A 19,507-nucleotide genomic window follows, 5' to 3' on the forward strand; every position below is an offset into this window, starting at 1 on the left:
TTGTTTACAATATAGAAATGCTATATATGAATAGAGGTAGGGATGTTATGAGCAAGTTTACAGTAGCTTCTAATGGTGCATTAGAAACAACATTAAGAGGAGCAGAAGTATTATCAACACCACTTTTAAATAAAGGGGTAGCTTTCACACAAAATGAAAGAGAAGAGTTAGGTTTAAAAGGGTTATTACCGCCAGCGGTTTTAACGTTAGAAGAACAGGCACGCCGAGCATACGAACAATTTAGTTCGCAGCCGGATGATTTATTAAAGAATGTATACTTAACTGCGTTACATGATCGAAATGAAGTATTATTTTATCGTATATTAACAGATCATTTACGTGAAATGTTACCGATTGTATATACACCAACTGTCGGTGTAGCAATTCAAAGGTATAGTCATGAATATCGTAAACCACGTGGTATTTACTTATCAATTAACGACCCATCAGGTATTGAAGAAGCGTTTGCCAATATTGGTGCAACAGCTGAGAACATTGATTTAGTCGTTGTAACAGATGGAGAAGGTATATTAGGAATTGGTGATTGGGGTGTTGGCGGTATTAATATCGCAATCGGAAAATTAGCTGTTTACACTGCCGCAGTTGGAATCGATCCTAGCCGCGTATTACCGGTAATATTAGATGTAGGTACAAACCGTGAGGAACTATTAAACAACCCATTTTATATTGGAAATCGTCACCCTCGTATAACAGGTGAATCTTACGATGAATTTATTGATACATTTGTTCAAGCGGTAAACAAACAATTCCCGAAAGCACTTTTACATTGGGAAGACTTTAGCTCTCGTAATGCACGAAAAATTTTAGATAAATATCGTCATGATGTTTGTACGTTTAATGATGATATTCAAGGTACAGGTGCAGTTTCACTTGCGGCAGTATTATCGGCAGTGAAAGCTTCTGGTGTACCGCTAAGTGAACACCGCGTTGTTGTATTTGGTGCTGGTACGGCTGGAATCGGTATCGCAGATCAAGTTAGAGATGCAATGGTTCGCGTAGGCGTATCTGAAGAAGAATCATATAAGCGTTTCTGGTGTATTGATCGTAACGGGTTAGTTACAGATAATATGGAAGATCTTCTTGATTTCCAAATTCCGTACGCAAGAAAAGAAGTAGAAGTAAGTGGGTGGAAGCAAAATGATGTGATCGGACTTGCTGAAGTTGTGAAACATGTAAAACCGACAATTTTAATTGGTACATCTACTGTTGCAGGTGCATTTAAAGAAGAGATTATTAAAGAAATGGCTTCTCACGTAGAAAGACCAATTATTTTACCAATGTCGAATCCGACGCCACTTGCTGAAGCAAAACCAGCAGATTTAATCGAGTGGACAGAAGGAAGAGCGTTAGTTGCAACAGGAAGTCCATTTGAACCAGTTACGTATAACGGTGTAACGTACGTTATCGGGCAATCAAATAATGCACTTATTTTCCCAGGGCTTGGTCTTGGAACAATTGTAGTACGTGCAAGCGTTATGACGGATGGGATGTTCGCAGCAGCTGCTGAAGCAGTTGCAAGTATGGTAGATACAAGTCAGCCAGGCGCACCTATTTTACCAGAGGTCGAAGAATTACGTAATATCTCAGAAATGGTTGCAATTGAAGTAGCTAAAGTTGCAGTTGCAGAAGGTGTTGCAAGAGTGAACTTAAGTGATAACGATATCAAGATGGCAGTGAAAGAAGCAATGTGGAAGCCAGAGTATCGCCAAATAAAAGCGGTAGAAAAGGTTAGAATATAGAAAAAAAGCCCGTTTATAACAATAAGCGGGCTTTCGCTTTTACTACTGAAAAAAGTATAGGAAGTGGCACCTTTGAATTGGAATCAATTATGGAAGAAAGATATGTCCCTTTTAATTATATTAATGGTCGTTGTTCCGATTGCTGGGGAGCTGAACTTTCATCCCTTTAATGATACGTTTCGAGTTAGCTTCGGTACACCGCTATTCTTCTTTTTATTATTATTTTTAAGAAGAGTACCAGCAGGAGTTGCAGGTATTCTTGTTGGTATATCTGTAGTCTTATTCCGAGTATGTCTTGACTGGATCATGCAAGGTTCATTTCATATGACAGAATCATTTTATTTGCGTTATCCTGTGTTCTTCTATTATTTTATTTATGGCAGTTTTTTTTCGCTTTGTAGGGTAAATAAGTTCCATCAGAAACCAATCATTATTGGATGCCTTGGAATTTCAATTGAAATTGTTGCAAGTATGTCAGAACTTGCGTTTTATCACATGTTAGTACTAGGTACAACAATAACGATTTCTGAAGTGAATAAACTTATTATTATTGCTATTTTTCGTAGTTTCTTTGCACTTGGTTTTTTAAATATGATGAATTTATATGAAACGAAATTAAAAGAATCGCAAGTTCGAAAAGAAAATGAAAATATGTTAATGCATCTTTCTAATTTATATGTGGAATCTGTTCATTTGAAAAAGACGTTACAAAATGCGGAGTTAATTACACAAGAAGCATATCAACTATATCGAAATTTACAAGTAAGCGCTGATTCAAGTAGTAAAACAGCATTGAAAATAGCGGGGGAAGTGCATGAAATAAAAAAGGATAATCAAAGGATATTTGCAGGGTTATCTAAACTGTTATTAGATAAAAATGTGGCTGAATATGTAGAAGGACATGAGTTAGCAGAGATGATTGTTAGAATAAACGAGAAGTATGCTGAAATGCTAGAAAAGGATATACGTTTTTCTAAACATATAGAAGGTGAGCATGCTGCATACCACGTGTATACAGTGCTATCAATTTTTAATAACTTAGTTGCAAATGCAGTTGAAGCAATTGAAGATAAAGGTTTCGTTATTATTAAGCTATATAAAAGAAATCAGCATATATTTTTTGAAGTAATTGACGATGGGCCTGGTATTACACAAAAGTATAAGAAATTAGTATTTAAGCCAGGATTTACTTCCAAGTATGATCAAACGGGAACACCGTCAACTGGTATTGGGCTTTCTTACATAAATGAAATGGTAACAGAGCTAGGCGGAGAAGTGAAATTAGAAGACCGAGAAAATAAAAGAGGATGTAAGTTTATCGTTTGTTTACCAGAGGATAGTTTAAAGCGGGAAGGGGAATAGATTTGTTTTATTATATCGTAGACGATGATGAAGTTTTTCGTTCAATGCTTTCGCAAATTATTGAAGATGGAGATCTTGGAGAAGTAATTGGTGAGGCGGATGACGGAGCTTTTATTGAAGCGGATCAACTAAATTTTAAAAAAGTAGATATTTTATTTATTGATTTGTTGATGCCGATGAGGGACGGAATTGAAACAGTTCGTCACATTGTGTCAACTTTCACGGGGAAAATTATTATGATTTCTCAAGTGGAATCGAAGCAGCTTATAGGTGAGGCATATACACTTGGGGTAGAATATTATATTACAAAACCATTAAACAAAATCGAAGTTGTATCTGTTGTACGCAAAGTGATAGAGCGTATTAGATTGGAGCGTTCTATACATGATATTCAAAAATCATTGAATAACGTGTTTCAGTGGGAAAAACCGCAATTGCGTACTGAACCAGTACAAGAAGGAAAAAAGATAGGGGATTTAGGGCGCTTTTTACTATCAGAACTCGGTATTGCGGGAGAGAATGGAAGTAAAGATTTACTTAGTATGCTGGAATATTTATATGGTCAAGAAAAGGCACAGACATTTGACTTTGGCTTTCCTGCGTTAAAAGAAATTTTTCATCATATTACGATAAGGAAATTAGGGGATATAGCTTTAGAGGCGGATATTGATAAAGAGAAAAAAGCGTCTGAACAAAGAGTACGTCGAGCTATTTATCAGTCGTTAAATCATTTGGCTTCTTTAGGACTAACAGACTTTTCAAATCCAAAATTTGAAAGCTATGCTCCAAAATTTTTCGATTTTACCGTAGTTAGAAAACGGATGACAGAAATGACGAAAGATGAACTCGCATCTTCTGGTCATACGCGAATTAATACGAAGAAGTTTATTCAAGTATTGTATTTTGAGGCGAAGAGGTTGATGGAGATAGAGTGAAGAAGATGCTTATAAATAAGCATCTTCTTTTGTTAAATCAACATTTTATATTTTCTCGTGGAGCATGTAAAATGTTAAGTAAGAGAAAATGGTTTTATATTAAGGAAGTGTCAAAGCGATGAGTTTCACATTGAATAAATCGATTATTAAAGAAGTGTGCGGAGAGACCTCATATAAAAGAGGTGAAGCCTATTATAAATCAAATAAAGTGATAATAGATCAGTACGATGAAAATAAAGAAATTTGTGAGGCGACAGTAAAAGGGAACGAGGATTTCCATGTTACAGTAGCAAAAGCCAAAAAGGGTGATGTTGTTGCAAAATGTAGTTGTCCTTCATTAGCGTCTTTTCAAACGTACTGTCAACATGTTGCAGCAGTATTAATACAAATAAACTATAATCAACAAACAGGTGGAATGAGCTCCACTAGTAGCAGAAATGATCAATTGACAAGTGGTATGTTTCAGCTGTTTGCAGACAAACCACTGAGGCCAAAAAGTAAACAACACCGTTTTGATACACGTGAAATATTAGATATTGAGTTTATATGTACACCAGTAGCTACGAGAAGTGGTGGGGCTCTTCTTGGAATTCAATTGAAACTTGCCAAAGTGTATTTCATAAATCATATTAGAGAATTTCTTTCTAAGGTGGAGAAAAGGGAAGCTTTTCATTGTTCAAATGAATTTACATATACACCAGATGTACATAGTTTTAAACAAGAAACGGATGCAATTATTCAGCAGCTCATTAAAATGTATCATAATGAAAAAATGTATGAAGATACGCTAGAAGTACATGCGAAACAAGATGAAAGTATGATATTTATACCACCAGCTTCATGGAAAGATATGCTCTTTTCACTTTCTAAAGTTGAATATGTACAGCTGAAACAAAATGAACAACTGTTTCAGGGATTACAAGTTTCAAAAGGGTTGTTGCCGTTACACTTTGAATTTACGAAGGGAAATAATGGCGGATTTACACTTCATATAGATGGTTTAAATCGTGTACAAGTTATGGATATGTATAACAATGCACTTTACGATGGGAAATTATATCACTTACACATTGAAGATTGTATGCGACTTATTGAATTACAAAAGATGATGAGTCGCTCAAATAGTAATCAGTTTTATATTCCAGAAAGTAAGATGGAACATTTCGTCGCGAAAGTTGTACCAGGATTAATGAAGCTCGGAACTGTACACATTGATGAAGTAATATCGGATCGTGTTGAAACACCTTCGCTAAAAGCGAAATTGTATTTAGACCGCGTGAAAAATCGCTTATTAGCAGGTCTTGAATTTCACTATGGGAACGTCATGATTAATCCGCTAGAAGAGGATGGACAGCCGTCTGTTTTTAATCGTGATGAGAAAAAGGAAAAAGAGATTTTAGACATTATGAGTGAAAGTGCTTTTGCAAAAACAGAAGGCGGTTACTTTATGCATAATGAAGAAGCTGAGTATAATTTTTTATATCACGTCGTGCCAACATTAAAAGGTTTAGTTGATATTTATGCGACGACAGCAATCAAATTGCGAATTAGTAAAGGGGATGCAGTTCCTCTTATTAGAGTGAGAAGAAAAGAAAGAATTGATTGGTTGTCATTTCGTTTTGATATAAAAGGAATACCAGAAGCAGAAATTAAAGGTGTATTAGCGGCCCTTGAAGAGAAACGTAAATATTATCGATTGGCGAATGGTTCGTTTTTATCGCTAGAGAGTAAAGAGTTTAATGAAATTAATCAGTTTATAAAAGAATCAGGTATTCGGAAAGAATTTTTACATGGAGAAGAGGTAAATGTTCCACTTATTCGGAGTGTAAAATGGATGAACGGACTTCATGAAGGCAATGTTTTAAGTTTAGATGATTCTGTTCAAGAGTTAGTAGAAAACATTCAAAACCCGAAAAAATTAAATTTTGCTGTGCCAAATACTTTAAATGCAGAAATGAGAAAGTATCAAGTATATGGGTTCGAATGGATGAAAACACTTGCTCATTACCGTTTTGGGGGTATTTTAGCAGATGATATGGGACTTGGAAAAACGTTGCAAAGCATTGCGTTTATAGATTCTGTTTTGCCTGAGATTGGAGAAAAGAAACTACCTATATTAGTCGTTTCACCATCATCTCTTGTTTATAATTGGTTTAGTGAATTGAAAAAATTCGCCCCGCATATTAGAGCAGTTATTGCAGATGGAAACCAAGCAGAGCGCCGGAAAATTTTGAAAGATATAACGGAATTTGATGTCGTAATTACGTCATATCCATTACTGAGAAGAGATATAAGATTGTATGCAAGACCATTTCATACACTATTCCTTGATGAAGCGCAGGCGTTTAAAAACCCTACAACGCAAACGGCAAGAGCTGTGAAAACAATTCAAGCTGAATACCGTTTTGGGCTAACGGGTACACCTGTAGAAAATTCATTAGAAGAGCTATGGTCTATCTTCCATGTCGTCTTCCCAGAATTATTACCAGGAAGAAAAGAGTTCGGTGATTTAAGGCGTGAAGATATAGCGAAGCGAGTGAAACCATTCGTATTAAGACGATTAAAAGGGGACGTATTAAATGAGTTGCCAGAGAAAATAGAGCACTTACAATCATCGGAGTTATTACCCGATCAAAAGAGTCTCTATGCTGCTTATTTAGCGAAGCTAAGGGAAGAAACGTTAAAGCATTTAGACAAAGATACGTTACGTAAAAATAAAATTAGAATTTTAGCTGGTTTAACGAGATTGCGACAAATTTGTTGTCATCCTGCTTTATTTGTTGATGATTACAAAGGAAGTTCAGCTAAATTTGAACAACTGTTAGAGATTTTAGAGGAATGTAGAAGTACAGGAAAGAGAATATTAATTTTTTCTCAATTTACGAAGATGCTTTCCATTATTGGTCGTGAGTTAAATCACCAAGCAATTCCATACTTTTATTTAGACGGGAGTACACCAGCGCAGGAACGTGTAGAGCTGTGCGATCGGTTTAACGAAGGAGAAGGGGATCTATTTCTCATTTCTTTAAAAGCTGGTGGTACCGGACTTAATTTAACTGGTGCAGATACAGTAATATTATACGATTTATGGTGGAATCCAGCTGTTGAACAACAAGCGGCCGATAGAGCGTATCGAATGGGGCAAAAAAATACAGTGCAAGTTATAAAGCTAGTAGCCCACGGAACAATTGAGGAGAAAATGCATGAACTGCAAGAAAGTAAGAAAAATTTAATTGCTGAAGTGATTGAGCCGGGAGAAGAAAAATTAGCATCCATCACGGAGGAAGAAATACGAGATATTTTAATGATTTAATATGAAAAAGCTATGCTTTCACATGTGAAAGCATAGCTTTTTGTTGTAATAATTATATTTTGTTTTGTGCAAAGTAAAGAAATCAAATGTTATTTAAATTACTTCTTTGTACCTTTACTTTTGTATGGCTTTGCAGCTGCCTTTTTCTTTGCACTTGATTGCCAACGGTTCCATCCTTTACTTCCTGTACCTTGTCCTACACCTTTTTTCGGTTTTGCTTTCGTTTTACTCATATGATCACTCCGTTATATAAAAATCTTATTTGATAATAGTCAATGATTTAGAAAATACTCTTTATAAATGACTATGATTGCTTTAAGTAAAAATAAACTGCTTGAATGCTATAGTATATCATGAAATTGCAAGTAAACTGAAAGGAATTATAAAGAAAATGAAAATAATAAGAAATACTGCGGATTCTATATTCCGAACGATCACATTAATTATTGTGTATACGTTAGTTTCGGTCAGTGAAACATTTTTTGGATTGACGAGGCAGAAAAAGTAAAGATGTTAAATTAACAACAATCAATAAAGCCGTAAAATAAAGAATTGAAAAATATTTTAAAACTTTTTGTTGACTTTCTTTATTTTTTGTATAGAATAATCATTAATAAAATGTTTCAGAGATGTGACAACAAAACGACTATGAAAGGACGAGTAGTAGTAGGACGTAGTTTAAGCGAGTCAGGGGTGGTGTGAGCCTGATACGAAGCCTATTATGAAGAACCTCCTGGAGTTGCTAACCGAAATCCTTTATAGGAAAGTAGACTTAGCCGGGAACTTCGCCGTTACAAGAAGAACAGTATCGAGATATTTCATCTCCGTATTGTATAAGTGAGCAACCTCTGTTGCTAATTTGGGTGGTACCGCGGAACCAAAGCCTTTCGTCCCAGTTTTTTGGGAAAGAAGGGCTTTTTTTGTTGGCTTCTTTTCACAACATCCAAACATTTTAGGGGGAAACCACCATGTATCAATCATTAATGACAGTAAGAGAGACTCAAATTGCAATTAAGGAAGTTAAAACATTTTTCGAGGACCAATTAGCAAAACGCCTTGAACTATTCCGCGTATCTGCACCATTATTCGTAACGAAAAAATCAGGATTAAACGATCACCTAAACGGTGTAGAACGTCCAATTGAATTTGATATGTTACATTCAGGAGAAGAATTAGAAATTGTTCATTCACTAGCGAAATGGAAACGATTTGCATTACATGAATATGGATATGAAGCTGGTGAAGGTTTATATACAAACATGAACGCGATTCGTCGTGATGAAGAACTTGATGCAACGCATTCCATTTACGTTGACCAATGGGATTGGGAAAAAATCGTTCAAAAAGAATGGCGTACTGTCGATTACTTACAAAAAACAGTACAAACAATTTATGGAATATTCAAAGATTTAGAAGATCACTTATTTGAAAAATATCCGTTCCTTGGAAAGTATTTACCGGAAGAAATTGTTTTCGTTACTTCTCAAGAATTAGAAGATAAATATCCAGAATTAACACCGAAAGATCGTGAACATGCAATTGCGAAAGAACATGGTGCAGTCTTCATTATCGGAATTGGTGATGCACTTCGTTCAGGTGAAAAGCACGACGGACGCGCAGCTGATTATGACGATTGGAAATTAAACGGTGACATTTTATTCTGGCACCCAGTACTACAATCTTCATTTGAATTATCATCAATGGGAATTCGTGTTGATAGTAAATCACTTGATGAGCAGTTAACGAAAACTGGTGAAGACTTCAAACGTGAGTATGATTTCCATAAAGGTATACTAGAAGACGTACTACCATTAACAATCGGCGGTGGCATTGGACAATCAAGAATGTGCATGTACTTCTTACGTAAAGCTCATATCGGTGAAGTTCAATCTTCTGTATGGCCTGACGATTTACGTGCAGCTTGTAAGAAAGAAAACATTCATCTGTTTTAATAGAAGTGAGGGAATAGCTTAAATATAGAGCTATTCCCTCTTTTTTATAAAACATTACTTATTTATTACCGAGTTCTTCCGCTAAACCGATTAAAATTCCTTCGACTCCACGAATGTAGCAGAGACGATACGAGTTCTCGTACTGAACTACTTCACCAACGAGCTCTGCACCATGCTTAGTGAGTCTCGATACCATTTCGTCAATGTCTTCAACGGTGAACATGACGCGTAGATAACCGAGGGCGTTTACAGGAGCATTTCGGTGATCTGATATAGTAGGAGGGGTGAGAAATCGCGAAAGTTCAATTCGGCTGTGGCCATCTGGAGTGGCCATCATAGCGATCTCTACGCACTGAGAACCGAGTCCAGTTACGCGACCAGCCCATTCACCTTCGACATTGGCTCGACCTTCGAGATTCAAGCCAATCTCCTCAAAGAAAGAGATTGCGTTATCAAGGGATTCTACAACGATGCTGACATTGTCCATTCGTAGTAATTTGTTTTTTGCCATAGTCTTATCTCCTTATGTATAAAAGTCTATTATTTAATTATCCCCGTAATTATACTACTAAGTAGTTACAAATTCCTTTCAGTCAAAAACACCTTGTCACAGTATAGGAAAATGTGACAAGGTGTTTTTTAATATGTCATATAGCATCTTGTTAACGAACAGCTTTTTATTTAATAGGAATGTAATACATTAATCAGATTTTTTTAGTATTACTAAATATATCAGATTAGCTCATTTGCACGAAAGGCTCAATTTTCGCCATAAATGATTGATGCAGCGCCTCAACGCCTGTTACTAAATGAAGGCGGTCAATAACGACAGACACTTTAATTTCTGATGTACTTACCATTTTAATATGAATATCTTCTTCTTTTAAAGTAGTGAACATATTTGCAGCGACACCTGGGTTAGATACCATGCCAGATCCTACGATTGATACTTTTGCTAAGTGATTTTCATGTTCTACAGATTCATAGTGAAGAGTTTCTTGATTTTGTTCCAAAACTTCTAAAGTTTCTCTTAAATCATTCGAATGAATGGAGAAGGAGAGGTGTACAGTTCCTTCATTTGTAATACTTTGAATGATGATATCTACATTAATGTGTGCTGCTGCTAATGTAGAGAAAACTGTTGAAAGCGAGCCTTGTTCTAATCCTTTAATTGTGACACGTGTAATGTTATCCTCAAATGCAATACCTTTAACGATTGATTGTTGTTCCATGTTACATTCTCCTTTTACAATTGTTCCGTTTTCTTGTTCCATACTTGAGCGAACTTCTAAAACTACGTTATGATTTTTAGCAAACTCAACAGCGCGCGGGTGTAATACGCCGGCACCGAGATTAGCAAGCTCTAACATTTCGTCATAAGAAATTTCGTCTAATTTGTAAGCATCTTTTACAACTCGTGGGTCCGTCGTATATACACCTGTCACATCCGTATAAATATCACATTTTTTTGCTTTAAGTGCAGCAGCTAATGCGACAGCAGTCGTATCAGAGCCACCACGGCCAAGCGTTGTAATTTCATTTTCTACACTTATACCTTGGAAACCAGCTACGATAACAATCGTACCTTCAGCAAGATAAGATTGAATACGATCTGTATGAATGTCAGTAATCCGTGCACTACTATGTACAGATTCTGTCGTAATACCTGCTTGCCACCCTGTTAATGAAATTGCATGATAGCCTTTTGCTTGCAGTGCCATTGTTAATAATGAAATAGTTACTTGTTCTCCTGTAGATAGAAGCATATCCATTTCACGTTTATTTGGATTTTCTGTGATAGCGTTAGCGAGTGCGACAAGTTCATCTGTGCTTTTTCCCATTGCTGAAACGACAGAGACAATGCTATGACCTCGTTCATATTCTTCAATAATTAAATTTGCTACATGTTGAATGCGTTCGACGCTTCCGACAGAAGTGCCACCAAATTTTTGAACAATTGTTTCCATTACAAATTCCTTCTTTCGTCTATTTTTAAGAATAGATTAGGAAATATATAAATCCCAATACTCCTGTAGTTACCAGAAAGACAAACAAAAAACACCATCTCAAATAAGTGAGGATGGTGCTGTTACAGGAAAAGGGAAACAGAAAACGGAGCTAATAAAAAAACCGCCAAAAAAGGAATATCATAAAAAAATGATATCTCTTTTTTGTAGATAGCTCTTCATACGTACATGTCTGTACATATGACAGTTCTGTTTCTATTCGAAAACAGCCCCAATTGATAAATGCAGAGAAATTTATCAATTTCGGCAATACTTCCTTTCATCTAAGTTCATAGACATCTCTGTGTCTCCATTAGAATACTCATAAGTATCGCAACCTCTATCTCACGTTTTAGGCGAGAGTGTTTGATTTATGAAGTTGTTGGTAACATTTGTTTTATAATAATTTAAATTTTTCGGGGAATCAAGTGTTTTATATATATTTTAAAAATTCTTTCTTTTTTGAGGAAGTTTGTGAAAAATGTAGCAAAATAAATTCATTGCATGTACATTAAACTTATAGTGCATAGGAGGTGGGGAGAATGAAAAGGAAACAGCCTATTTATGTTGCGACAAAAATGAACACGACGATGGAAAAATTATGGGAATATACGCAAGAACCAGATATACATACAGAGTGGGATGCTCGCTTTACTGAAATTTCGTATTTAGAGAAAAAAGAAGGAGAACCACAGAAGTTTTTGTATAAAACAAAGATTGGATTTGGGCTTGAAATAGTTGGAGAAGGGGAATCAATAGGTGAAATAAGAAAAGAAACTGGTGAAAGAATTTCTTCTTTAAAATTTTGGACGGATAATACATTATCTCTTATTCAAATAGGACGTGGTTATTGGAAGTATACGCCCAATAAAGAATACATCCATTTTGAGACACAATATGATTATGATACAAGATTTGGTCGTATAGGAAATGTGATAGATTCCTATATTTTTCGTCCGTTATTAGGTTGGGCGACTGCTTGGAGTTTTGATGCCTTAAAATTATGGTTAGAAAAGGGGCTTCATCCTAGGTTACTAATTAGAAGAACAATGACGTATTGGCTCGTATGTTCTTTATTTGCTTTTGTATGGATATATCAAGGGATAGTGCCAAAACTACTGTTTACTCATTCAGAAGAAGTAAAGATGCTTTCTTTATTAATCGGTTCAAATGAAAGTAGTGTATGTATACTTAAAATAATTGGGGGGTTAGAAATAATTTTCGGTGTCGTATGGCTGTTGCCACTAACAAAACGAAAATTATTTATACTGCATATTATTGTATTACTAGTTTTAACGTTAGCGGCAGGATTTACGAATATCGCAAGCTTTACAGGACCGTTTAATCCGATTACATTAAATGTTCTTTTAATGGGGTTATCAATTGTCGGTTATATAAATAGTTTCGATTTACCAAGCGCGAAAAATTGCAAGAGGACGAGAAAGGGATAAGTATATGGCTAATATGTATGAACGATTATTAGGGGATACCTATAAAAATCTTCATCCTGAATTGCAGAAGCGTTATGCGATTACAGAAGAGAATAGTTTTACAGGGGAAGGAAAGATGGATGAAATTTACGGTGGCTCTTTTTTCGTGAAATTTATATTGAAAATTGCATCGAAGTTTCGAATGTTTTTCTCGGAACGAGGAGAGGAAATTCCATTTACGATACAAAACATAGCTGAGCGAGATGAATATGGACAAGAATTAGTAAGGTGGAACCGTACTTTTTATTTTCATAATAAGAAAAGATATTTTAATGCAGTTATGCAATTGGATGAAAACGAAAATGAAATTGTAGATTATTTTGGTGAACCACATTTACTCGTTTCTACACTGCATTTTCATATCGATGAGTTAGGGGCAATGCATATTTCTTCAAAGAAACAATGGTTTTATATGTTTGGAAGAAAAATGCCGTTACCAAAATTTTTGTATGGTGAGGCAAAAATTGTTGAAAGTTATGATGAAACACTACAATGTTTTCGAATTCATGTACAAGTACGAAACCCGTTAATTGGTTCGCTTTTTTCATATAAGGGAACATTTGTGGAAAGGGAATAGACGATATGAAAAATATAATATTTGGGCTTGCTTGCTATGTTGTTTTTCTAATATGTGAGTGGTCGAATATAAATCCTGTTGAAGCAATTATATTATTATCTGTTTTATTATTTATACCAATGTCATTTTGTATTATTGATAAAAGAAAAAGAGATGGATCGCAATTATTATTTTATAAATCCGTATCATTTTTATATCCAATCGCAGCAATTTGTGCAATGTTAGCTTTCGTCACAAATCACTATTTATTTGCGCTAGTTTGGTTTGTATATACAGGAATTGTTGCGTTATTTGGTGTAAGTAGATTGCTAGAAAGAGGATGGAAGCCGTTAGAAGAGATCGCCATAGATAGTGCGTTTATTTATTTGTTTTTAGGTGGTTTTTGGTTTTCTGCTTCAGTAGCAAAACTTTCAATTATGCATTTTAGCTCTGACATTGTTTTACTCACAGCTGCACATTTTCATTATTCGGCGTTTCTATTGCCATTATCAGCTGGTTTAATAGGGAGAAAAAGAGAAAAGAGAAGTAAAGTGTATGATGCTATTATGTTTATCATCATGATTTCACCTATGACAGTTGCAATAGGAATTACATACTCAAGAATATTTGAATTTTTTGCAGTGTTCCTATATTTATGTGCAATTTATGGGTATGGATTTTATGTTTGGAGAGCAAAATTTAATGCTATCAGTGCAAAGATTCTTCTAATCGTTTCGTCTAGTACACTCATGGTTACAATTATGTTCTCACTTATATATTCATACGGGAATTTGAAGCATGTCTTGACGATTACAATTGCTCAAATGGTTTGGATTCATGGTGTTGTCAACGGAATTGGAGTAGCGTTACCGGCATTTATCGGCTGGGTGATTGAAAAGAGTGTTCCGAATTATAAATACTATGGGAAACCAATAAGTAAGTTAAGAGGAAATATGGCAATTGGTGAGGCTTATTTATATAGCAGCAATTTAGTAGACAGTAAGGAATACAACGGTTTAGTTGATAAAGTAAATGACTTTCATAGTGAGGCATTTGATGTGACAAAGGTTCCTTTAAGTATTATTCATTTTTATGAAAATACAGCAGAGTATGAATTGCAATCGAATATTAAATGGGCTCGTTGGTTCCGTCCGTTCGCACTTTGCTATGAGAAAATGAGTAAGCGTGTAGAACAAATACATTTAGGAATGGGCGGCAATTGGGAAACGATGCATGGCTCTATCATTAGTGTCATAGATGAGAAAGATGGAAGAGAGAATGTAAGGGCTTGGCTAAGAAAAAATGAAGCAGGTAAATCTATTTTTGTAGCTCTTTATTCAAAGCATACAAATAAGAATGAGACATATATGAATATCGCCTTACCTTTACCTTATTCGAATATGACTGGTATTTTGAAACTATATAATGATAGTCATGATTTAATTATTACTAGTAAGTTAAGAGAAAATGGTCAGGGAGATGAGGGGATTTATTTACATACTCGGTTCTTGACAATCCGTTTACCGTTAGCAGAGACTTTTATTATAAAAGAGCGCACGGATCACATACTAGAAGCTAATCATAGAATGTGGATATTTGGAGTTAAGTTTTTAGAAATTGATTATAAGATTAAGAAAGGAGAGGAGAAGTAAGAAAAGCTTGGAGAGATTCCAAGCTTTTTTACGTATGTGTAATTGTTATAGCAACTTGTTTATCTAGCTCATTATCCCAAACACGTTGAATTTCAAAGGTGCCTTTTTCAAAAAATAATGGGAATCTTTCTTTAAACCAATCTTGCATAGGAAGCTTTAGTGCTGTATCGATTGGTATCCATAATAATTTGCCCTCAGGTGGGTTTAAAAGAAGTTCACCTTCAAATGAGTCTGTCCAGTAGTTAAATACCATGTACCGAACATTCCCTTTCGGATTTACATATTCATCTAATCCCTTAAAATTTAAATCCGAAACAAGTAATCCGGTTTCTTCTTTTACTTCCCTTATAGCGGCTTGAACGATACTTTCGGGAAAATCTACTTTGCCGCCAGGAGCTATGTAGCCAGGGAAACCTCGATGATTGGGTCGTTTTACGAGTAAAACTTCATTGTTGCGCTGGATCATACACATTGTATAGATTTGGTGTTCGATGTTATGTGAATTTGGAGGCATAATGATGCATTCTCCTTTATATTTTTTTGATAATTTTACCATAACATAATGGTTTCTTATATAATTGGAAATATAATATTATGAATTTTCAGTCGTATATTATGTATTCTATAGTCATTTGAAAAGAGGAGAGAGACATGCAAGGGGAAATACAAAAGGAGAAAAGTTTAAGTTATATTGGAAAATTATTATTACCAGTTAAAGTATCAACGCACTTTAAGTTTTTATGGATTGGACAATTACTCTCGGCCTTAGGTAGTTCGATAACTATGGTCATACTTCCAGTTGTTGTGTATTCATTAACTGGCTCAACAGTTGTAATGGGGATGACGATGGCAATGTACATGCTACCTAATATTCTTGCTTTACCGTTTGCAGGTTTAGTTGTAGACCGAATTGATCGGGTTAAATTAATGTTATTTACGGATATAATCCGCTGTATATTAATGCTATTACTTGCATCGCTTATATTTATGGATTTATTAACAATTACGATTTTATATATTCTCGTTGCCATATACGGAATTATGGAAGGGATATTCCAACCAGCATATTCTGCTGTAAGGGCGAAAGTATTCGTTCCTGAAATTCGTAATGCAGCTAACGCACTCACTCAAATGAGTAATCAAGGTATACGATTGATTGGGCCAGCACTTGGTGGGTTAATCGTATCGGTTGCATCTGCAGGGATAGGTTTCGGACTAGATGCAGCAACGTACTTATTATCATTTTTATGTTTATTATTTTTAAAAGAAATTAAGTTTAAAAAAGTAAAACCCATTGAAAAGAGTAAGCTTACTTACAAACAAGAGTTTATGGAAGGTGTTTTAGTTTTAAAAAGTCATCCGTGGCTGTGGATTACAATTTTAGTTTTTTCTTTTATAAATATTTGTTATGCCGGCATTATCGTCGTATTAATTCCATGGTTATTTAATGTTCATCATCATTTTGAAGCTTACGTGTATGGGCTTGGCATGGCCTTTTCTGGTGGTGGGGCTATAATTGCCGCAGTAATATTTGGTGGGAAAGAGCGATGGCATAAGAGAGGATTACTGGCTTATGGAGGTGTTTTAATGAGTGGCATTGCTTTATTAATTATGCCATTCATTTCTTGGGCACCCGCTTTAATATTCTTAATGGCAATTGAAGGATTTGGCATGATGATATTTGGACTTATTTGGGAAACGAGTTTACAGGAGCTTGTACCAGAAGAAGCATTCGGAAGAGTGGCAAGCCTTGATATGTTGGGTTCTTTTGCTTTATTGCCATTAGGGTATGTAGTTGTAGGCTGGTTAGCTACTGTCATAGGTGGCGAAATAACTATTATAACACTAGCTAGTTTAGTAATTTTAACAATTGGAATAGCATTGTCTGTACCGAGTATTCGTCGATTTAATTGATTATATGGGAAAAGAGGGCTAGACCTATATAGAAAATAACTTAGCATATAATCAACTAGTATTAATAAAACACCTTTGTAATGAAAAACTGTCCGTACATATTTGGCACAACAAAATTAGAAATCACAAAAGAAGTGACGGAAGCGATACAAGCAGGTTTCAAAAAAGAAGACTAAGCCCTAAAGAAATTAGGACTTAGTCTTCATTAAATACAAATGTTTGTTTCATTTTTTTACCTTCATTTACCGGATGGCCATTGTAAGAGAAATTCTTTTCTTCCCAAGTGATTACAACTTTAAAATTATGACTATTAAAGTCTAATGGGAATACCATGTAGTCAAAGCTTGTATGACTTTTAGAAATATTTTCATTAGGTGTAGTAGGTTTAAAGGTAGCTTTAGAGGTAGGGTTGTTATCAAGTATTTCCACAGATACGTTTGATACATCATGACCGATGTTTTTTACGAGTAAACTATACGTATCAAATACACCTTGCTTTGGCTGGATTGCTTGCTTGTTTGAGTTATGAGATTTATCAATTTCGACATACCATTGTTTAGACTTTGACGCAATCGGTAGTGACTGAAATGTGTAAGCACTAGCTTGTATTGGTAGTGCTAAGCATAAAAGTGTAAAGAGAGTTAATATTTTTCGTTTCATTTTTTTAGAGCTCCCATTCTTTAATGGATTTACTTGTTATTATCTTCTTTTTACGAGTAAATATACCATATAATGTAAAGTGGCTATAAGAGTAGTGAATCAATATCTTATTCAATACTCTTATAGCCGGCATAATTACGTATGTAGTAAAAAAGAATAAATTTGTTTTTCTATACTTAGATTGCTGCCCTTTTTAAAAGGACTATTTTTACGTTTTAATAAAAAGAATATACTAAGAGTTCAGTATAAATTATTTATTTTAATGTAGTTAAATGTGCTTATATATGTGAAATTAGAGAAGGAAGCTGTGTAGAGATGTTTCTACACAGTTTTTTTAGGATATGAAAAAATTACCAAAAATATGTTAAAATAACATTGTCATACAACAAGGGGGATTTGTTTTATGGAAAATGGACATCTTGCTAAAGTAGAATTAACGAAAAAAATTGAATCAAAATCTAAGTACAATAAGAAATTAGAAAAATATCAAAGGCGCTTATTAGCATTACAGCAAATTTTGAAAGAAGAAAAAATCGCGGTTATGCTTGTTATGGAAGGATGGGATGCGGCTGGTAAAGGTGGGGCAATTAAGCGGGTGACGGAACATCTTGACCCGCGTGGGTTCCAAGTAAATCCAATTGGAGCGCCTGCACCTCATGAGAAACGTTACCATTATTTGCAACGTTTCTGGCGCAAAATTCCACAGTACGGGCAAATCACCATTTTTGATCGCTCATGGTACGGTCGTGTGTTAGTTGAGCGTGTTGAAGGATTTGCTACAAAGGAAGAGTGGATGAGAGCATATGATGAGATTAATGATTTTGAAAAACTACTAACAGATGACCATTACATAATAGGGAAGTTCTTCTACCATATAAGTAAAGAGGAACAGTTAAAGAGATTTAAAGATAGAGAGAAAAATCCTTTGAAAAGATGGAAAATTACAGACGAAGATTGGCGTAATCGTGAAAAATGGGATGAGTATGTTGAAGCAATGGAAGACATGTTTGAAAAAACAAGTAAGCCAAATGCAAAGTGGCATATTATTGAAAGTAACGATAAATTGTATGCTCGTGTGAAAACGTTAAAAATTATTATTTCATTCATTGAGGATTATTTCTTAGAACATGGTATAGAATTGCCTTCTTATTATTATGAAATGAAAGAGGATATTGAAGTTTTGCAAGGTGTAGGTGTTAAAGAGTAAATAAGAAAATGGCCCTGTGAATTGGTGAAACCAAATTATGGGGCTTTTTTATTTAGAAACATTTTACAATTAACAGAATAAGATATATAATCAATAATCATATTAACAATGTTAATATGATTATTGATTATATACTATGTGGGGGTTTTACTTTGAAGGGAAGAGATGTTGTTTTAGGTTTATTAATGGAAAAGGAATTGTCTGGTTACGATATTAAAATTGTGTTTGAAGACGTATTTACTCATTTTTTTGATGGAAGTTTTGGAATGATTTATCCAACATTACGGCAATTGGAGAATGAAGGGAAAATAAAAAAAGAGGTTGTCATGCAAGAGGGAAAACCGAATAAGAAAATGTACTTTATTACAGATGAGGGGCGTGAAGAATTTTATCAATACATGCAGACGCCTATAGAGAAGGATGTTTTACGTTCGGATTTTTTAATGAGAATGTATTTTGGCAACTATAGTGATGATGTAACAATAAAAAAATGGATTAAAGATGAAATTGAAAGAAAAGAAGCGTACATTGCAGATCTTCGATTGAAATATGAAAAGTGGAGAATAGGTATTACTTTCGTCGAAGAAATTTCACTAGATGTAGGTATTGCATCGTATAGTGCACAAGTGGAGACTTTGAAGAAAAAATTAGAAGAGTTAGAGGCGAAAGAAAACAATAAAACAGAAGAATGAAAAACGCA

16 protein-coding genes, 1 riboswitch and 1 other annotated feature are annotated in these 19,507 nt (G+C 34.8%); of the genes, 11 read left to right on the forward strand and 5 right to left on the reverse strand.

Annotated elements, in window-relative coordinates:
• The first annotated feature begins 47 nt into the window (after window positions 1-47).
• The 4 genes from malS (at window position 48) to NST27_RS08795 (ending at window position 7,370) form a co-directional block, all read left to right on the forward strand.
• Window positions 48-1,760 carry an oxaloacetate-decarboxylating malate dehydrogenase gene (gene malS / locus NST27_RS08780; RefSeq protein WP_001987072.1) on the forward strand — a complete coding sequence of 571 codons (1,713 nt, stop codon included), beginning with the start codon at window positions 48-50 and terminating at the stop codon, window positions 1,758-1,760.
• Between the two features lie 63 nt (window positions 1,761-1,823).
• Window positions 1,824-3,122, forward strand: coding sequence for a sensor histidine kinase (locus tag NST27_RS08785; protein WP_001999566.1), 1,299 nt, complete (start codon window positions 1,824-1,826; stop codon window positions 3,120-3,122).
• 2 nt (window positions 3,123-3,124) lie between these two features.
• Window positions 3,125-4,057 (forward strand): response regulator, encoded by a 933-nt coding sequence (locus NST27_RS08790; protein ID WP_061661818.1) that lies wholly within the window; start codon window positions 3,125-3,127, stop codon window positions 4,055-4,057.
• 118 nt (window positions 4,058-4,175) lie between these two features.
• Window positions 4,176-7,370 carry a DEAD/DEAH box helicase gene (locus NST27_RS08795; protein WP_061661819.1) on the forward strand — a complete coding sequence of 1,065 codons (3,195 nt, stop codon included), beginning with the start codon at window positions 4,176-4,178 and terminating at the stop codon, window positions 7,368-7,370.
• 98 nt (window positions 7,371-7,468) lie between these two features.
• Here the strand turns inward: NST27_RS08795 and NST27_RS08800 are convergent, their stop codons facing one another.
• The gene (locus NST27_RS08800) at window positions 7,469-7,603 is read right to left on the reverse strand and encodes a DUF3934 domain-containing protein (protein ID WP_000047588.1); all 135 of its coding nucleotides are present in this window, start codon (window positions 7,601-7,603) and stop codon (window positions 7,469-7,471) included.
• 406 nt (window positions 7,604-8,009) lie between these two features.
• Window positions 8,010-8,268 (forward strand) — a binding site (T-box leader).
• Window positions 8,269-8,338: 70 nt separating this feature from the next.
• Between NST27_RS08800 and asnA the strand changes: the two genes are divergently transcribed.
• Window positions 8,339-9,322, forward strand: a complete 984-nt coding sequence (gene asnA / locus NST27_RS08805; protein WP_000284914.1) for an aspartate--ammonia ligase — start codon at window positions 8,339-8,341, stop codon at window positions 9,320-9,322.
• 58 nt (window positions 9,323-9,380) lie between these two features.
• Here asnA and NST27_RS08810 read toward each other — a convergent pair whose 3' ends face one another.
• Window positions 9,381-9,833 carry a VOC family protein gene (locus NST27_RS08810; protein ID WP_001107257.1) on the reverse strand — a complete coding sequence of 151 codons (453 nt, stop codon included), beginning with the start codon at window positions 9,831-9,833 and terminating at the stop codon, window positions 9,381-9,383.
• Between the two features lie 226 nt (window positions 9,834-10,059).
• Window positions 10,060-11,289 (reverse strand): aspartate kinase, encoded by a 1,230-nt coding sequence (locus tag NST27_RS08815; protein WP_000448025.1) that lies wholly within the window; start codon window positions 11,287-11,289, stop codon window positions 10,060-10,062.
• 203 nt (window positions 11,290-11,492) lie between these two features.
• Window positions 11,493-11,679, reverse strand: a riboswitch (Lysine riboswitch).
• A gap of 191 nt (window positions 11,680-11,870) precedes the next feature.
• Here NST27_RS08815 and NST27_RS08820 point away from each other — a divergent pair.
• The 3 genes from NST27_RS08820 to NST27_RS08830 are packed head-to-tail and all read left to right on the forward strand — an operon-like array spanning window position 11,871 to window position 15,026.
• Window positions 11,871-12,779 carry a DoxX-like family protein gene (locus NST27_RS08820; protein ID WP_000823949.1) on the forward strand — a complete coding sequence of 303 codons (909 nt, stop codon included), beginning with the start codon at window positions 11,871-11,873 and terminating at the stop codon, window positions 12,777-12,779.
• A gap of 4 nt (window positions 12,780-12,783) precedes the next feature.
• Window positions 12,784-13,395, forward strand: coding sequence for a DUF4166 domain-containing protein (locus NST27_RS08825; protein ID WP_000002650.1), 612 nt, complete (start codon window positions 12,784-12,786; stop codon window positions 13,393-13,395).
• 5 nt (window positions 13,396-13,400) lie between these two features.
• Window positions 13,401-15,026: a YndJ family protein gene (locus NST27_RS08830; protein ID WP_000789372.1), complete on the forward strand. Its 1,626-nt coding sequence runs from the start codon at window positions 13,401-13,403 to the stop codon at window positions 15,024-15,026.
• Window positions 15,027-15,054: 28 nt separating this feature from the next.
• Here NST27_RS08830 and NST27_RS08835 read toward each other — a convergent pair whose 3' ends face one another.
• Window positions 15,055-15,540 carry an 8-oxo-dGTP diphosphatase gene (locus NST27_RS08835; protein WP_001134949.1) on the reverse strand — a complete coding sequence of 162 codons (486 nt, stop codon included), beginning with the start codon at window positions 15,538-15,540 and terminating at the stop codon, window positions 15,055-15,057.
• A gap of 137 nt (window positions 15,541-15,677) precedes the next feature.
• On the opposite strand from NST27_RS08835, the gene NST27_RS08840 reads away from it, so the two are divergent.
• Window positions 15,678-16,940, forward strand: coding sequence for an MFS transporter (locus tag NST27_RS08840; protein WP_001161171.1), 1,263 nt, complete (start codon window positions 15,678-15,680; stop codon window positions 16,938-16,940).
• A gap of 195 nt (window positions 16,941-17,135) precedes the next feature.
• Here NST27_RS08840 and NST27_RS08845 read toward each other — a convergent pair whose 3' ends face one another.
• Entirely contained in the window at window positions 17,136-17,600 is a 465-nt protein-coding gene (locus NST27_RS08845) for a hypothetical protein (protein WP_000823343.1), read from the reverse strand.
• 403 nt (window positions 17,601-18,003) lie between these two features.
• Between NST27_RS08845 and NST27_RS08850 the strand changes: the two genes are divergently transcribed.
• Together NST27_RS08850 and NST27_RS08855 are read left to right on the forward strand one after the other, a co-directional pair.
• Entirely contained in the window at window positions 18,004-18,807 is an 804-nt protein-coding gene (locus NST27_RS08850) for a polyphosphate kinase 2 family protein (RefSeq protein ID WP_000427332.1), read from the forward strand.
• 152 nt (window positions 18,808-18,959) lie between these two features.
• A complete protein-coding gene (locus NST27_RS08855; protein ID WP_000678329.1) occupies window positions 18,960-19,499 on the forward strand; it encodes a PadR family transcriptional regulator in 540 nt (179 codons plus the stop codon).
• The last annotated feature ends 8 nt before the right edge of the window (window positions 19,500-19,507 follow it).

The sequence above is a fragment of the Bacillus sp. FSL W8-0770 genome (assembly GCF_038008705.1).
GTDB classification, from domain to species: domain Bacteria; phylum Bacillota; class Bacilli; order Bacillales; family Bacillaceae_G; genus Bacillus_A; species Bacillus_A cereus.

Excerpts from the sequence above, each read along its gene's own strand:
- asnA (WP_000284914.1), top strand. The coding sequence starts at position 8,339 with ATGTATCAATCATTAATGACAGTAAGAGAGACTCAAATTGCAATTAAG.
- NST27_RS08825 (WP_000002650.1), top strand. The coding sequence starts at position 12,784 with ATGGCTAATATGTATGAACGATTATTAGGGGATACCTATAAAAATCTT.
- malS (WP_001987072.1), top strand. The coding sequence starts at position 48 with ATGAGCAAGTTTACAGTAGCTTCTAATGGTGCATTAGAAACAACATTA.
- NST27_RS08840 (WP_001161171.1), top strand. The coding sequence starts at position 15,678 with ATGCAAGGGGAAATACAAAAGGAGAAAAGTTTAAGTTATATTGGAAAA.
- NST27_RS08815 (WP_000448025.1), bottom strand. The coding sequence starts at position 11,289 with ATGGAAACAATTGTTCAAAAATTTGGTGGCACTTCTGTCGGAAGCGTC.
- NST27_RS08800 (WP_000047588.1), bottom strand. The coding sequence starts at position 7,603 with ATGAGTAAAACGAAAGCAAAACCGAAAAAAGGTGTAGGACAAGGTACA.
- NST27_RS08845 (WP_000823343.1), bottom strand. The coding sequence starts at position 17,600 with ATGAAACGAAAAATATTAACTCTCTTTACACTTTTATGCTTAGCACTA.
- NST27_RS08850 (WP_000427332.1), top strand. The coding sequence starts at position 18,004 with ATGGAAAATGGACATCTTGCTAAAGTAGAATTAACGAAAAAAATTGAA.
- NST27_RS08810 (WP_001107257.1), bottom strand. The coding sequence starts at position 9,833 with ATGGCAAAAAACAAATTACTACGAATGGACAATGTCAGCATCGTTGTA.
- NST27_RS08795 (WP_061661819.1), top strand. The coding sequence starts at position 4,176 with ATGAGTTTCACATTGAATAAATCGATTATTAAAGAAGTGTGCGGAGAG.
- NST27_RS08835 (WP_001134949.1), bottom strand. The coding sequence starts at position 15,540 with ATGCCTCCAAATTCACATAACATCGAACACCAAATCTATACAATGTGT.
- NST27_RS08820 (WP_000823949.1), top strand. The coding sequence starts at position 11,871 with ATGAAAAGGAAACAGCCTATTTATGTTGCGACAAAAATGAACACGACG.
- NST27_RS08830 (WP_000789372.1), top strand. The coding sequence starts at position 13,401 with ATGAAAAATATAATATTTGGGCTTGCTTGCTATGTTGTTTTTCTAATA.